The organism is Variovorax paradoxus (assembly GCF_040544635.1).
Taxonomy (GTDB): domain Bacteria; phylum Pseudomonadota; class Gammaproteobacteria; order Burkholderiales; family Burkholderiaceae_C; genus Variovorax; species Variovorax paradoxus_R.
Genome location: NZ_JBEPKJ010000015.1, coordinates 152,228 through 167,133, shown reverse-complemented (window position 1 = coordinate 167,133; position 14,906 = coordinate 152,228). Strand labels below are relative to the sequence as shown.

Annotated in this window: 12 protein-coding genes; 7 read left to right on the top strand and 5 right to left on the bottom strand. The window is 65.1% G+C overall.

What is annotated here, in order from left to right; translation table 11 throughout:
* Positions 1–144 precede the first annotated feature (144 nt).
* The 4 genes from ABIC94_RS23600 to xylB are packed head-to-tail and all read left to right on the top strand — an operon-like array spanning position 145 to position 4,278.
* On the top strand, positions 145–816 hold the full coding sequence (locus ABIC94_RS23600) for a transaldolase family protein (protein ID WP_354375408.1): 672 nt from the start codon (positions 145–147) through the stop codon (positions 814–816).
* 17 nt (positions 817–833) lie between these two features.
* Positions 834–1,811, top strand: coding sequence for a carbohydrate kinase family protein (locus ABIC94_RS23595; protein ID WP_354375407.1), 978 nt, complete (start codon positions 834–836; stop codon positions 1,809–1,811).
* 11 nt (positions 1,812–1,822) lie between these two features.
* On the top strand, positions 1,823–2,761 hold the full coding sequence (locus tag ABIC94_RS23590) for an AraC family transcriptional regulator (protein ID WP_354375406.1): 939 nt from the start codon (positions 1,823–1,825) through the stop codon (positions 2,759–2,761).
* 47 nt (positions 2,762–2,808) lie between these two features.
* The gene (gene xylB, locus ABIC94_RS23585) at positions 2,809–4,278 is read left to right on the top strand and encodes a xylulokinase (RefSeq protein WP_354375405.1); all 1,470 of its coding nucleotides are present in this window, start codon (positions 2,809–2,811) and stop codon (positions 4,276–4,278) included.
* Positions 4,279–4,442: 164 nt separating this feature from the next.
* Here the strand turns inward: xylB and groL are convergent, their stop codons facing one another.
* The 5 genes from groL to ABIC94_RS23560 all read right to left on the bottom strand — a co-directional run bounded on the left by groL (position 4,443) and on the right by ABIC94_RS23560 (position 11,182).
* Positions 4,443–6,095: a chaperonin GroEL gene (groL, locus tag ABIC94_RS23580; RefSeq protein ID WP_354375404.1), complete on the bottom strand. Its 1,653-nt coding sequence runs from the start codon at positions 6,093–6,095 to the stop codon at positions 4,443–4,445.
* A gap of 56 nt (positions 6,096–6,151) precedes the next feature.
* A complete protein-coding gene (locus tag ABIC94_RS23575) occupies positions 6,152–6,442 on the bottom strand; it encodes a co-chaperone GroES (protein WP_021005834.1) in 291 nt (96 codons plus the stop codon).
* A gap of 170 nt (positions 6,443–6,612) precedes the next feature.
* Positions 6,613–7,359 carry a DUF4198 domain-containing protein gene (locus tag ABIC94_RS23570; protein ID WP_354375403.1) on the bottom strand — a complete coding sequence of 249 codons (747 nt, stop codon included), beginning with the start codon at positions 7,357–7,359 and terminating at the stop codon, positions 6,613–6,615.
* Positions 7,359–9,467 (bottom strand): TonB-dependent siderophore receptor, encoded by a 2,109-nt coding sequence (locus ABIC94_RS23565; RefSeq protein ID WP_354375402.1) that lies wholly within the window; start codon positions 9,465–9,467, stop codon positions 7,359–7,361. The genes ABIC94_RS23570 and ABIC94_RS23565 overlap by 1 nt, the downstream gene beginning before the upstream one ends.
* 113 nt (positions 9,468–9,580) lie before the next feature.
* Positions 9,581–11,182, bottom strand: a complete 1,602-nt coding sequence (locus ABIC94_RS23560) for a phospholipase D family protein (protein WP_354375401.1) — start codon at positions 11,180–11,182, stop codon at positions 9,581–9,583.
* Positions 11,183–11,356: 174 nt separating this feature from the next.
* On the opposite strand from ABIC94_RS23560, the gene ABIC94_RS23555 reads away from it, so the two are divergent.
* Genes ABIC94_RS23555 through ABIC94_RS23545 form a run of 3 tightly spaced genes read left to right on the top strand, consistent with a single transcriptional unit; the run spans position 11,357 to position 14,865 of the window.
* On the top strand, positions 11,357–13,459 hold the full coding sequence (locus tag ABIC94_RS23555; protein ID WP_354375400.1) for a TonB-dependent siderophore receptor: 2,103 nt from the start codon (positions 11,357–11,359) through the stop codon (positions 13,457–13,459).
* A gap of 33 nt (positions 13,460–13,492) precedes the next feature.
* On the top strand, positions 13,493–14,689 hold the full coding sequence (locus ABIC94_RS23550; RefSeq protein WP_354375415.1) for a PepSY-associated TM helix domain-containing protein: 1,197 nt from the start codon (positions 13,493–13,495) through the stop codon (positions 14,687–14,689).
* Positions 14,686–14,865, top strand: coding sequence for a hypothetical protein (locus ABIC94_RS23545; protein ID WP_354375399.1), 180 nt, complete (start codon positions 14,686–14,688; stop codon positions 14,863–14,865). Before ABIC94_RS23550 ends, ABIC94_RS23545 begins: the two co-directional genes overlap by 4 nt.
* Positions 14,866–14,906 lie beyond the last annotated feature (41 nt).

Genomic DNA, 14,906 nt, shown 5'->3' with positions numbered 1-14,906 from the left:
ATCGGGTGCTCCCCGCAGCGAAATAAAGGAGGAGCCGAAGGCGGGGGACATTCGCGGAGGGGAGTACCCGGTGGCCTGTGCACGCGCCCTGAACAAGAACAAGATCGCCCCGAAAGCACACTTCCCTTTGCATAGTGCAATCCCATGAACGAAGACTTCCATCTGTACCTGGACAGCGCCGACCTGACCGAACTGCAGGCCTGCCTGCCGCACCCGGTGGTGCACGGCGTGACGACCAACCCCACGCTGCTGCAGCGTGCCGGTGTGGGCCGCGGCGAGGTACCCGGTTTGCTGAAACGCTGCATCGAGTTGGGCGCACGACAGGTGCAGGCGCAGGTGTATTCCAGCGAGGTCGACGGCATGCTCGAGGATGCAGAGGCCTTGCTGCCGCACTTCGACCGCGGCCAACTCGTCGTCAAGATTCCCGCCACGCGCCAGGGCCTCGACGCCGGCGCGCGGCTCGTTGCGCAAGGCGTGCCGGTGACATGGACCGCTGTGTATGCACCCGAGCAGGCGCACTTCGCGGCACAGTTGGGCGCGGCGTACGCGGCTCCCTACCTGGGGCGCCTTGAGGATGCCGGCATCGACGGGTTGGCGCTGATTGCGCAGATGCAGACCCTGGTCGCGCAGCGCCCTTCGTCCGGCACGCGGCTTCTGGTGGCGAGCATTCGCTCGCGCGAGGCGTATCTTTCATTGCTGGGGCTGGGCGTGGGGGCGATCACGATTCCGCCGCGCCTTTTTGCCGAACTGCTCGATCATCCCGCCACGCTGGCCGCCGAGCGCGGCTTCATGGCCGATGCTCGCGCCTTGTCTTGACCGAGAATTAACGCACCATGCGTATTGCACTCACGGGCGAAGCCCTGATCGATTTCACCGCCAGCGAGCCAGGCACCCTCGCATTCCTGGGCCACGAGGGCGGCTCGCCGCTCAACACGGCCGTGGCCTGCGCGCGCCTTGGCCAGCCCACTGGCTTTCTTACGCAGTTGTCGACCGACCTGTTCGGCGAACGGCTGATGGGCTTTCTCGAACGCAACGGCGTCGACACCAGCTTCATTTTGCGCAGCAATGCGCCGTCGACGCTGGCCTTTGTCGAGCGCACGCCGCAGACCAACCGCTATGCCTTCTACACGCGCGGCAGCGCCGACGCCACCTGGGCGCCCGAGCCGCTGCCGCAACTGCCGGCGGACTGCCGCTTTCTTCATTTCGGCTCGATCTCGCTGCTGCAGGAGCCGGCGGCCACGCGTATCGCGGAGCTGGTCACGGCCAACGCCGGGCGCCGCGTGATCGTGTTCGATCCCAATGTGCGGCCGAGCCTGATTCCCGACATGGCCGCCTACCGTGCGCGTGTCATGGAGTGGTTGGCGATGGCCGATCTGGTCAAGCTCAGCGACGAGGATGCCGAACTGCTCGCACCCGGCCGGCCGGTCGATGCACTGGCCGCGGAGTGCCTCCAGGCCGGCGCGCACGCGGTGGTCGTCACGCGCGGCGGCGCCGGTGCCACGCTCTGGCGCACGGGGCATGCTCCGCTCACCGTGGCGGCGCCGCGCGTCCAGGTGGTCGACACCATCGGTGCGGGGGACACCTTCACGGCGGGGCTCTCGGTTTCGCTGCTTGCGCATGGCATCGAACACCCGGCCCAGCTCGGCGAGCTGAGCGACAGCGCCTGGCGCGAAGTTATGCGCTTCGCCGCTACCGCTGCTGCCCTGAACTGCACTCGCGAGGGGGCCGATCCACCCACGCTGGAAGCGGTTCACATGGCCCTCGCGCAGGAAGACAATGGGACCAATCGGGCCGTCGCTTCCCGGTCCTGAGCCATGCTGCCATGACAACGTCCACACGCAAGCGCTCGATTCCCCGCCAGCGCCAACCCGAACTCGAGCGCGACATCGCGCGTTCTCCGTCGCTGGGATACGAGGCCCCTGAAACCGGCCTGGTGCGCTGTCTTGCGCACGGCTTTCCGAGCCCGCTGGTGCGATGGCACTTTCATGAAGACTACGAGCTGCACCTGATCACCGAGACTTCGGGCAAGGCGTTTATCGGAGACTGGATCGGGCCGTTCCAGCCGGGTCATCTCGTGCTTTGCGGACCGCGGCTGCCGCACAACTGGATTTCTCTCGACGTGCCCGAAGGCGGTGCCGAGGGGCGCGACCGGGTGATCCAGTTCCGCCACGAGCCGATCGAAAGCGCCGCCGCCGAAATTCCGGAGTTGCGCGAAGTGATGCAGCTGCTCGAACGCGCGCGCCACGGCATCGAGTTCTTCGGCATGTCGCAGCAGGCGCAAACGCACTGGGACAACATCAAGGCAGCCCGCGGCGTGCGCCGGCTCGGGCTGTTCTTCGAGTTCATGGCCGACCTCGCGCAATGCACCGACTATCGGCTGCTGTCGAGCGTTCAGATGCAGGGCGCGCAAGGCATCGAGGGCGATGCACAGGTCGACCAGATCAACGACATCGTCAACCGCATCACCGCCAACCTGGCGGAATCCATCTCGATGTCGGACGTGGCGGCCGAACTCGGCATGAGCGAGAGCCGCTTCAGCCGTTTCTTCCGGCGCTCCACCGGCAACAGCTTTACCGACTTCGTCAATCGTGTGCGCATCAACAGCGCCTGCCACCTGCTGATGCAGACCGATCACTACGTGACCGACATCTGCTATCAGGTCGGCTTCAACAACGTGGCCAACTTCAACCGGCGGTTTCTCGAAATCAAGGGCATGACGCCGAGCGAGTTCCGGCGCCAGGCCGACACGCGGTTCGGCTGACTTCGAAGCAACAGCCAGCATTCAAGGCGTAATCAGGGAGCACTATCTTGTATCTGGGACTCGACCTCGGCACGTCCGAGCTCAAGGCGCTGCTGCTCGCCGACGATCACCGCATCGTCGGCGTCGCACGCGCGGCACTCACGGTCGAACGGCCGCAACCGCTCTGGTCGGAGCAGGCTCCGGGCCAGTGGTGGCAAGCGCTCGAGCAAGTCATGGCCGAATTGCGGGAGGCGCACCCCGATGCGCTGCGGGCGGTGCGCGCCATCGGCCTGTCGGGTCAGATGCACGGCGCCACCCTCCTCGATGCCGAGGGCGAGGTGCTGCGTCCCGCCATTCTCTGGAACGACGGCCGCAGCGGCGCGCAGTGCGAGGCGCTCACGCGCGCCGTACCGCGGCTGGGCGAAATCGCGGGCAACCTGGCGATGCCCGGCTTTACCGCGCCCAAGCTGCTGTGGGTGCGCGAGCACGAGCCCGAAATCTTCGCTCGCGTGGCGCGCGTGCTGCTGCCGAAAGACTGGCTGCGCTTCATGCTCAGCGGCGAGGCCGTCAGCGAAATGTCCGATGCGGCCGGCACGCTGTGGCTCGATGTCGGTGCGCGCGACTGGTCCGACGAACTGCTCGCGGCCACGGGGCTCACGCGCGACCACATGCCGCGGCTGGTCGAGGGCAGCGAAGTGTCGGCGCAACTCAAGCCCGAGCTGACGGAACGTTGGGGCGTGGGTAGCGGCTCGGTAATCATCGCCGGCGGTGCGGGCGACAACGCCGCCAGTGCGGTGGGCATGGGGCTGGTCGAACCTGGGCAGGGCTTCGTGTCGCTCGGCACCTCGGGCGTGGTGTTCGTTTCGACCGACCGCTTTCTGCCGAACCCCGCGCAGGCGATGCATGCGTTCTGCCATGCGCTGCCGAAGCGCTGGCACCAGATGTCGGTGATGCTCTCGGCCGCAAGCGCGGTGAGCTGGGCTGCCAAGGCATTCAAGTTCGCCGACGAGGCGGCATTGCTCGAAGCGGCCGCATCGGTCGCACCGGCACAGCGCGAGCGTTGCCCGCTGTTCCTGCCGTACCTTTCGGGCGAGCGCTCGCCGCACAACAACCCCAATGCGCAGGGGGCGCTGTTCGGCCTGACGCATGCGCACGGTCCAGCGGAAATCGCCTATGCCGTGGTCGAGGGCGTGAGCTTCGGGCTGCGCGACGGCTTCGACACCTTGCGCCTGCCGGCCGACATGCCGCTGCGCGAAGTGGCGCTGGTGGGCGGCGGCGCGCGCAGCGTGTGGTGGGGCCAGTTGCTGGCCGACATCTTCCAGGTCCCGCTCACGCTCTATGCGGGCAGCGAGACCGGCGGCGCGCTCGGTGCGGCGCGCCTCGCGTGGCTGGCCGACGGCGGCACCGTGGCCGAGGTGTGCACGCTGCCGCCGGTGAAGCAGAAGCTGACGCCGTCGGCCGAAGGGGCCGGCTCGCACAAGACGCGCCATGCACGCTTCCAGGTGCTCTACATGGCGCTGCGCGACCAGTTTCGATAACCAGTCAACGTTCCGAGCGCCCATAAAAAAAGCCCGTCGCAAGACGGGCTTTTTTATTTCGCGGAACACCGCGGAACCGGCTTTGCCGGGCCGCAGGTGTTGCCCCCGGTAGGGGGTTGGCGTAGCGGACACGAAGTGCCGCGCAGCCTGGGGGCGAGCGAAATTTACATGCCCATGCCGCCCATACCACCCATGCCGCCCATGTCAGGCATGCCGCCGCCAGCGCCCGACTCGTCCTTCGGTGCGTCGGCGACCATGGCTTCGGTCGTCAGCAGCAGCGAGGACACCGATGCTGCGTTTTGCAGTGCGGTGCGGGTGACCTTCGTCGGATCCAGGATGCCCAGTTCGAGCATGTCGCCGTAGGTGTCGTTCTGGGCATTGAAGCCGTAGTTGCCCTTGCCGGCCAACACAGCGTTCACCACCACCGAAGCTTCACCGCCGGCGTTGTTCACGATTTCGCGCAGGGGCGCTTCGACAGCCTTCAGCACCAGCTTGATGCCGGCGTCCTGGTCGGCGTTGTCGCCCTTGACCGACTCGCCCACGGCTTGCTTGGCACGCAGCAGAGCCACGCCGCCGCCAGCCACAACGCCTTCTTCCACTGCAGCGCGGGTGGCGTGCAGGGCGTCTTCGACGCGAGCCTTCTTTTCCTTCATTTCGACTTCGGTGGCAGCGCCAACCTTGATCACTGCAACGCCGCCGGCCAGCTTGGCCACGCGCTCTTGCAGCTTTTCACGGTCGTAGTCGCTGGTCGCTTCTTCGATCTGCACGCGCACTTGCTTCACGCGGGCTTCGATGTCGCCGGCAGCGCCAGCACCGTCGATGATGATGGTGTTTTCCTTGCCCACTTCGATGCGCTTGGCTTGGCCCAGGTCGGCCAGCGTCACCTTTTCGAGCGTCAGGCCCACTTCTTCAGCGATGACCTTGCCGCCCGTCAGGATGGCGATGTCTTCCAGCATGGCCTTGCGGCGGTCGCCGAAGCCAGGTGCCTTCACAGCCACGACCTTCAGGATGCCGCGGATCGTGTTCACGACCAAGGTAGCCAGGGCTTCGCCTTCGACTTCTTCGGCAATGATCAAGAGCGGACGGCCAGCCTTGGCGACTTGCTCCAGCACCGGCAGCAGGTCACGGATGTTGCTGATCTTCTTGTCGAACAGCAGCACGAAGGGGTTGTCGAGCAATGCCGATTGCTTCTCGGGATTGTTGATGAAGTAGGGCGACAGGTAGCCGCGGTCGAACTGCATGCCTTCGACGACGTCGAGTTCGCTGTCCAGCGACTTGCCGTCTTCCACGGTGATCACGCCTTCTTTGCCGACCTTGTCCATCGCGTCAGCGATGAGCTTGCCGATGGTTTCGTCGCTGTTGGCCGAAATGGAGCCGACTTGCGCGATTTCCTTCGAGGTGGTGGTGGGCTTGGAAGCCTTCTTCAGCTCGGCGACCAGGGCCGTGACGGCCTTGTCGATGCCGCGCTTCAGGTCCATCGGGTTCATGCCGGCAGCCACCAGCTTGAAACCTTCGCGAACGATGGCTTGGGCCAGCACGGTCGCGGTGGTGGTGCCGTCACCGGCGTTGTCCGAAGTCTTGGAAGCCACTTCCTTCACGAGCTGGGCGCCCATGTTCTGGAGCTTGTCCTTGAGTTCGATTTCCTTGGCGACCGACACACCGTCCTTGGTGACGGTAGGGGCGCCGAACGAGCGCTCGAGCACCACGTTGCGGCCCTTGGGGCCCAGGGTCACTTTGACTGCGTTGGCCAGGATGTTGACACCCTCGACCATGCGCGCGCGGGCTTCTCCGCCGAAGACTACGTCTTTTGCTGCCATGATGAATTAACTCCGAATGGATTGGATTTGAATGGGATCGAAAGGGAGGAGAAGGCTTACTTCTCGACGACTGCGAACAGGTCGTCTTCCTTCATCACGAGCAGTTCGTCGCCATCGACCTTGACGGTCTGGCCGCTGTACTTGCCGAACAGGACACGGTCGCCGACCTTGACGGTCAGTGCGGTCAGGTCGCCCTTGTCGGTGCGCTTGCCCGGGCCCACGGCCAGGACTTCACCCTGATCGGGCTTTTCGGCGGCTGCGTCGGGGATGACGATGCCGGAGGCGGTCTTGGTTTCGCTGTCGATACGCTTGACGATCACGCGATCGGCCAAAGGACGAAGTTTCATTGCATCTCCTGGATAAGAAACGGGGGTTGTGGTCGGGCGCCGGACCGGAGGCCGGCGACCCATCAACTGGAAGCGAGGGCCTGTTAGCACTCGTCATCAGTGAGTGCTAATCATAAGGGCAATCGGCGGAGTTTCAAGGGCCGGGGCGCAGCCCCCCGGCACCCGCCCGCCTATTCCGGCGCGTGCGCAAGCACAAAGGAGAGCGATGCCAGGTGCTCCACCTTGTCGGTCTTGACGGGGTCTTCCGGTGGCGTCGCCAGGACGGCGGTGATGACGTTCAGCCCCTGGTTGCGCACCTTGAGAACGACGCTGCCGTCGGCGCCGCTTTCCATGGGCTTGGCGTCAGGGTCGTTGACGAAGTCACTCAGCACCAGGGCGCCCGCCACGGGCTTTCCCTTGTAGAGCACGCGCAAGCGCAGGTCTTGCCCAAGCTTGTCGGGCAGCGTGGAATCGACCGGGACGATCTGCAGTGTGTGCCCGGGCAGCGGCGGCAAAGCACCGCGGAGCGGGCTGCGCAGATGCACCGCGTATTTGAGGTTGTGGCCGCTGGTGAGCGCGCCCGGAACTTCGTCCTTGCCCTTTTTGAGCCATTTGCCTTCCGGCGTCTTGCTCCAGGTGCCGTTGTCGAGCACGGCCGCGACGATGGCGGGTTTCTCCTTCGTGTCTACAACCAGCAGACGCCCGCTCACCTCCAGTGCCGTTGGCACGGGGTTCGCGGAGGCGTCGTAGGCAGTGACCGCGGTGATCAGCGGCTGCCGCTTGACCGTGTCCAGATCGTCGGCGCCTTCGCCGTAGATCAGCGCGAGTTCGCCCGAGCGCTGGGCAAACCAGATGCCGTGCGCCTGCGCGCCCGCCGAGGAAAGTACGGCCGCCGCTGCGAGGGTGGCCAGGGCTGCGATTCGGTGCAGTTTGTTCATCAGAGGTCCAGCTTCAGACTGGCCACGACGCTGCGTTTCGCGCCTGGAATCACATACAAATTGCCCCACGAGGCGGTATAGAAGTTCCTGTTGAACAGGTTGTGCACGTCGATCGACACGCGCGCGGTCTTGTTGATCTGCCAGAAGCTCACCAGCTTGACGGTGGTGTAGGCCGGCAGGGCGTAGGTGTCGGCGTTGTTGCCCGAGCGGTTGCCGACGTAGTTGATGCCGGCGCCGACGCCATATCGGCTGCCGTCGGCCAGCGCATCTTCGCGAATGGCGAACAGGCCGGCGCTCGTCCTCGGGATGTTCGTGATGCGGGTGCCGGCTGCCAGCGTGGCGTCTTTCGAGATGCGGGCGTCGACGTAGGCGAAATTTCCGCTTACCCGCCAGTTCTTGTCGATCTGGCCGTAGACGTCCGCCTCGAAGCCGCTGCTCTTGACTTCGCCGGCGGCCACGGAAAAGCCGGGCGTGTCGCTTGCCGTCAGCACGTTCGTCTTCTTGATGTCGAACACGGCCAGGTTGGCGCCCAGGCGCTGGTCCGGCGTCTGCAGCTTCACGCCGGCCTCGAGCGCGGTGGAGTACTGCGGATCGAATGCGCGGCCATTCTTGTCGGTACCGCTGTTGCCGCGGAACGACTTGCCGGCCGAGACATACCAGGAGCTCCAGTCGTTCGGCAGGTAGGTCAGGCCGGCGCGCGGCGAAACGGCATCGTGCTGCTGGGCGCTGTTGCGGTTTGCGACGCGGTCCTCGATGCTCTGCCTGTAGTGGTCGTAGCGGGCGCCCACCAGCAGCTTCCACTGCGGCGAAAGGCTGATCTGGTCTTGCACGAAAACGGCGCTCGCACGCTGATGCTCGTCCGAACTGGAGGTGAGCGACGTGAGCGGCGGCTGGGGCTTTCCATACACCGGCTGGTAGATATCGATCGGGTAGTTCCCCGAACGAAGGATCTCGGTGTTCATCCACAGCCTGGATGCTTCCACGCCGATCAGCAGCGTGTGGTCCAGGGCGCCGGTCGTGAACTTTCCTTCGAGTTCCGCCTGGAACGAGGTGTCGCGCGACGGCAGCTGGCGCCAGGTCGCGCGGCGGTTGAGCGTTCGGTTGTCGGCGGCCAGCGATGTTGCTTCGGTGTAGTTGCCGGAAAAGGTGCTTTCCTTGTAGCTCGCGCCCATGCGCGCGCGCCAGTTCTCCGACAATTGGCGGTCCAGCGTGAGCTGGTGCGTATTGCTGGTGAGCGTCATGTTGCCGTCGCCGGGCTCGTTGAGCACGCGGTCGCGGGGCAGGGTGCCGAGCACGCCGCGTACGTTGATCAGCCCGCGGTCCAGCGGCGTTTTCGAACGCAGGAACTCGGACTCGTAGTTGAGCACCGTCTTGTCGTCGATCACCCAGGTCAGCGCCGGCGCCACCAGGGTGCGCCGGTTGCTCAACAGGTCGCTGCGGCTGTCGCCTTCTTCCACCGCCAGATTCAGGCGGTAGGCCACACTGCGGCTCAGCGCGCCGGTGCTGTCCAGGGTGCTGCGGCGCAGCCCCTGGCTGCCGATGCTGAAGTCGGCCGTGTTGCGGCGCGTGAACTCCGGCTTCTTGGTGACGATGTTGATCGTGCCGCCCGGCTCGCTGCTGCCGTAGACGGCCGATGCCGGCCCTTTCAGGAATTCGAAGCGCTCGACGGTGGCGGTGTCGCGCGGCGGGTTGTAGCCGCGCGAGCCGGGAAAACCGTTGACCAGAAACCCCATGTCGGTGCTGCTGAACCCGCGAATACCGAAGTTGTCCCACGTGCCGCCGAAGTCATTGAGGCGCGTGATCCCGCTCACAAAATCGACCGTGTCGGCCAGGCGCGTCGCACCCAGGTCTTCGATCAACTGGCTGGAGACGATGCGTACCGATTGCGGCACCTCCCGCAGCGGCGTGCTGGTGCGCGTGGCGCCGCTGCTGCTTGTGGGGTTGTAGCCGCCGGATTCCGGGTCGGCGACAACATGCACCTCGGGCAGCGATGTGCTCGCGGGGTCGGACTGTCCGCTGCCGGTGCCTTGTGCTGTTGCGAGTGAGGAAAGAGAAGCGAGGGGGAGCAAGGCGAAGGCGATGCGTGACGACCGGATGCGGGAACCCATGGAGAACTTTTTGGTGCGTTTATTGGAGTTGTTGAGAACGAATCTCATTCTCCATTGTAGATGCCGCCGATGGCCGCCTTTGGCGCCCCTGGCCACCTTTGGCGTGCGGCGCTCTACAGCTGGTCTGTCGGCACGAACCAGGAAAACAGCAGCAGCTGCAGGCGTGTGAGCAGGCTGGAGTCCGGCTCGCTGTCGAGCACCTCGTTGTCCACGTCTCCGGTGCCGATCCATTGCACGTTCTCGCCGTCGGGCATGAGCACCACGCGGTAGACGCCTTCGATGTCGTCCAGCTGATAGGCGTACAGCAGCGCCTGGCTCAATTCGAAACTGCGCACGCGAACGCCGAACTCGGTGTTCAGCCGCGCCGAGCGGGGATCGAGGTTCATGGAGCCGAGCAACACCCATTCCCGATCGACCAGGGCAAGCTTGGCGTGAAGGCGCCCGCGCGCTTTCTTGAGCAGCGTGCGGAACTGGCGGTTGCGCTTGAGCTGCTGGGTGCTGACCTCGTACAGGTTCACACCCAGCTTCAGCATGTCGACGCGGTAGCGGTTGTAGTTGATGTTGACCAGCGGTTCGTCGCTATCGGCCAGCGAATTGGTGATGACGCTCATGCGTACGCCGCGCGCCCGGCCTTCCCGGATGCGCGCCATGCCGTCTTCGCCTGGAATGAAGTAGGGCGAAATCACGACCACATCCGAGCGCGCGCTCGCCGTCATTTCATGGAATCGCGCCGCGAGCGATTCGGCCGGCGATGCAAGAGTGCCCAGCGCCTTGTTGGGGCTGTCGGCCGCGGCATGGGCCTCGGCGCGCATCCACTTCGCCCGGCCGATGTCGGCCAGCTGCGTGCCGAGCGGCGCGTCGCCCAGCAGGTCGGTGCCGGTGAGAGGGGCGAGCAGCGGCGCATAAGCCGGCGATGTGGCGGCTTCGAACTCCGCTTTCAGCACCGCCGGGCTGTCGCTGGCGCCGGCAATCCGCTGGAGCGGGTAGACCACGTCGCTGTTCCAGTAGGCGTCGAAGATGCGTGCGGCTTCCGGCACCACGGGGCCGGCCATGATCAGTTCGAAGTCGATGAAGTTGGCGCCTTCGCTGCGCAGGAAATACTCGTCGGCCAAGTTGCGGCCACCGGCAATCGCCATGGCGCCGTCGGCCACGAAGAGCTTGTTGTGCATGCGATGGTTGAGCCGGCGGAAATCGCCAAAGAACTCCAGCCACCGCGTGGCCGAGTGGTCGCGGGCGTTCACGAAGGGGTTGAACAGGCGAACCTCGGCATTGGGCTCCGCGGCAAGGCCGAGCAGCAGGCGGTCCATGCCGGCCGTGTAGAAGTCGTCGAGCAGCAAGCGCACGCGCACCCCGCGCCGGGCGGCATCGCGCAGTTCGCGCAGCAGCAGCCGGCCGGTCTTGTCGTTGCCGAGCTGGTAGGTTTGCACGTCGAGCGAGGCTTGCGCCCGCCGCATCAGCTCGAACCGGGCGTCCAGCGCAAAAGATGCCTCGACCAGCGGGCGGATGCTGGAAAGCCCGTCCTGCGCTGCGCTCAGGCTTGCCGCAGCCCGGCCGAGCGTGGTGGCGGGGGAGGCTGCTATCGACAGCGTGGGCGGTTCGGGTGCGCGAGGGGGAAGACCGGCGCAGCCCGCCAGAACGAGGGCAAATCCGAGAGCAATCAGCCGCAGAGCCGGACCGCGCAGTGCGGGAAACGAAGAGGCAATGAGCTTGAGCATGAAACCTGCCATCGCACAGCGCGTGCGGCCGGGGATCGTAGCTTCTTTGCGCGGTACCGCCGCTGCCTCCGACGCCGGAACGTCCCTTGCCGGTCTCGGGAAATTGAAACAAATGAGACTTTATAACTATTAGAATACGAATCGTTCTTAATAGTGTTTCGGAGTGGAGCAGGAATGACGAGGTTGATGGCGGGGCGCAGAGTCGCATCGGTGCTGGCAGGTTGCATGGCGATTTACATGCACCACCAGGTTTTGGCTCAGACCACAACGCCTGGCGCCTTGCCGGAAGTGAAGGTCGATGCAAGCGCCGAGGTCGAAACCGCGACTTCGCCGGTGATCGGCTACCGCGCCAGGAATGCCGCGACCGCCACCAAGACCGACACGCCGCTGTCCGAAACACCCCAGTCGGTGACCGTGGTCACGCGCGACCAGATGATCGACCAGGGCGCGACCAATCTTCAGGATGCGCTCAACTATGCCGCCGGCGTGCGCTCCGATGCCTATGGCCTCGATTCGCGGACCGATTCCGTGCGCGTGCGGGGCGCCTATCCCGACATCTACCTCGACGGCCTGCGCCAGTCCTATGGCTACTACACCAGCACCACGCGCACCGAGCCGTACACGCTGGAGCGGCTCGAAGTGCTGCGCGGCCCCTCGGGCATGCTGTTCGGCGCGGGCACGGCCGCGGGTGTGGTCAACATGGTCAGCAAGCGTCCGCTGCAGGACGCGCAGCGCGAAGTGGGCGTGCAGTTCGGCAGCTTCGGCCGCAAGCAGATCCAGGCCGACCTGACCGGTCCGCTGAACGCGGACGGCAGCCTGTCTTACCGGCTGATCGCGTTGCAGCGCAAGTCGGACACGCAGGTCGACTACGTGCCTGATGACCGCAGCGTCATTGCGCCGTCCCTGACCTGGCGGCCCAGCGCGGCGACCTCGCTCACATTGCAAGGCCTTTGGCAAAAGGACAAGAGCGGCAGCAGCTCGCAGTTTCTTCCGTGGGAGGGCACATTGCTGCCGAACCCGAACGGGCGTGTTCCCACCAGCCGCTTCATCGGCGAGCCGGGTTTCGACTACTACGACAGCGAGCGAAAGACCTTCGGCTGGCAGTTCGAGCACAAGTTCAACGAGAACTGGACCGTGCGGCAGAACTTCCGCTATGCGCGCAACGAAAACGACAACCGCTACCACTACGGCGCGGCATTCAGCGGGGCCGAAAGCTGGGATGCGAGCGACCCGATCTTCAAGCGCGTGCTGGGCCGCTACTACGACAGCTATCTGACGCGCAACCGCACGCAGACGCTCGACAACCATGTCGAAGGCCATTTCCAGACCGGTGCGCTCAAGCACACGCTGCTTGTGGGCGCGGACTTTTCGCGCCAGCGCGAAAACGTCTGGGGCGGAACGACGTTCGACACCATCGATGTCTACGCGCCTGTCTATGGCCACGTCGACATGCCCGTACGCGATGCGCTGCCGCGCACCCGCCAACGCCAGAACGGCTTCTATCTGCAGGACCAGATCAAGCTCGACAACTGGATCTTCGTGGCGGGCTTGCGCCACGACAAGGCCGTTTCGAGCGCCGAGGGCAGCGACGCCGAGAAGAGCGGCGCAACCACCAAGCGCTTTGGCGTGATGTACGCCATGCCTTCGGGCTGGTCGCCGTACCTGAGCTACAGCGAGTCGTTCACGCCGCAGTCGCCGCGCAACGGGCAGATCTTCACGCCTTTGCGCGGTGAGCAATGGGAAGCCGGCGTGAAGTACGAGCCGAAGGACCGTGCGCTCGCGTTCAGCGCCGCGGTCTACGATCTGCGCGAGAAGAACCAGATCACTTCGCCGTCGATGAATGTGTACGCGCAAGTCGGCAAGACCAAGACCCAGGGCGTGGAGCTCGAAGCCAAGGGTTCGATTGGTTCCAACCTTGACCTGATTGCCCATTACAACTACACCGATGCCGACGAACTGATCGAAGGCTTGCCGAAGCACCAGGCGAGCGTCTGGGCCAAGTACCGCTTTTCGATCGGCGGGCTCAGCGGGTTCTCGGCCGGTGCGGGCGTGCGCATGATGAGCTCGTTCCGCGACCTGCAATCCGGCGTGGGCCCGCGGGTGCCGGGCGTCACGTTGCTCGATGCCGTGTTTGCCTATGAAAATGCCAGCTGGCGCTATGCGCTCAACATCAACAACCTGACTGACAAGACTTACTTCAGTACCTGTCTTTCACGCGGCGACTGCTGGTACGGTTCGCGCCGCAGCGTCGTGGCAAGCGCAACCTATCGCTTTTGATATTTCTCTTTCGACGGGAGCAATGACGACATGATGAACAGCCGGAAGATCAAGGCCTGGGCCTGGGTGCACAAGTGGAGCAGCCTCGTCTGTACCGTGTTCATGCTGCTGCTGTGCATTACCGGCCTGCCGCTGATCTTTCATCACGAGATCGGCCACCTGCTGGGCACCGAGGTCGAGTCGCCCAAGATGCCGGCGAATACGCCGCGCGTGAGCCTGGATCGCGTGCTTGAAACGGCGCGTGCAATGCATCCCGACCGCGTGGTGCAGTTCACTTCGCAGCCGGAGGACGACGACGGCTTCTGGTTCGTCACGCTCACGCCCACGCCTGAACCCACCGAAGACTTCAAGACGGTGGCCATCGATGCGCGCACCGGCGCCGTGCTTGCGCAGCCCAAGTTCGACGAAGGCTTCATGTACGTGATGCTCAAGCTGCACGTCGATCTGTTCGCCGGGCTCGCGGGCAAGCTGTTCCTGGGCTTCATGGGCTTGCTGCTGCTGGTGGCCATCGTCTCCGGCGTGGTGCTCTATGCGCCGTTCATGCGCAAGCTCGACTTCGGCACCGTGCGGCGCGAGAAGCGCCCGCGCCTGAAGTGGCTCGACCTGCATAACCTGCTGGGCATCGTCACGCTGGTGTGGCTGTTCGTGGTGGGCTCCACCGGCATGCTCAACACCTGGGCCGACCTGCTCATCAAGTACTGGCAGTACGACCAGCTCAGCGCGCTGCTCACCCCCTACAAGAACGAACCCACGGTGCCAGTGGCCCAGCGCGCATCCGTGCAGCGTTCGATGGACGTCGCGCTCCAGCAGACGCCCGACATGAAGCTGGCCTTCATCGCGTTCCCCGGTACGTCGTTCTCGAGCCCGCACCACACCACCTTCTTCATGCGCGGCAACGAGCCTTTCACCTCGAAGCTGCTGCAGCCGGTGCTTGTCGACGCCAAGACGGCCCAGGTGACCGCGGCGCCGAAGATGCCCTGGTACCTGACGGCGCTGCTGGTGTCGCAGCCGCTGCACTTCGGCGACTACGGCGGCATGCCGATGCAGATCATCTGGGCGCTGCTCGACATCGCGACGATCATCGTGCTGGGCAGCGGGCTCTACCTGTGGCTCAAGCGCAGCAACACCGTGCCTGCCCCGGCCGCACCGGTGCCGACGGGCCCCGGGCACAGGCCGCAGCATGGCGGGCAGCAGCCTGACCCGGCACCTGCCATGAAGGTGCAGGCATGAAGCATCGCCACAGCTTCTGGCACATGTGGGGCTGGCCGATCGTGCTCGGCGTGCTGACCACCTTCGGGCTGATCTCGGCGCTGTTCAGCGAAGGCGGCCTGGGAGACATGCTGGCCTGGTTCGCGCTGGGCATTCCCGTTGCCGTGTGCGCCTGGTACGGCTGGCGCAGAACCTGATTTCTTCAGCCCGATCGGGTTGTTGCTAGTACGGGCAGTGA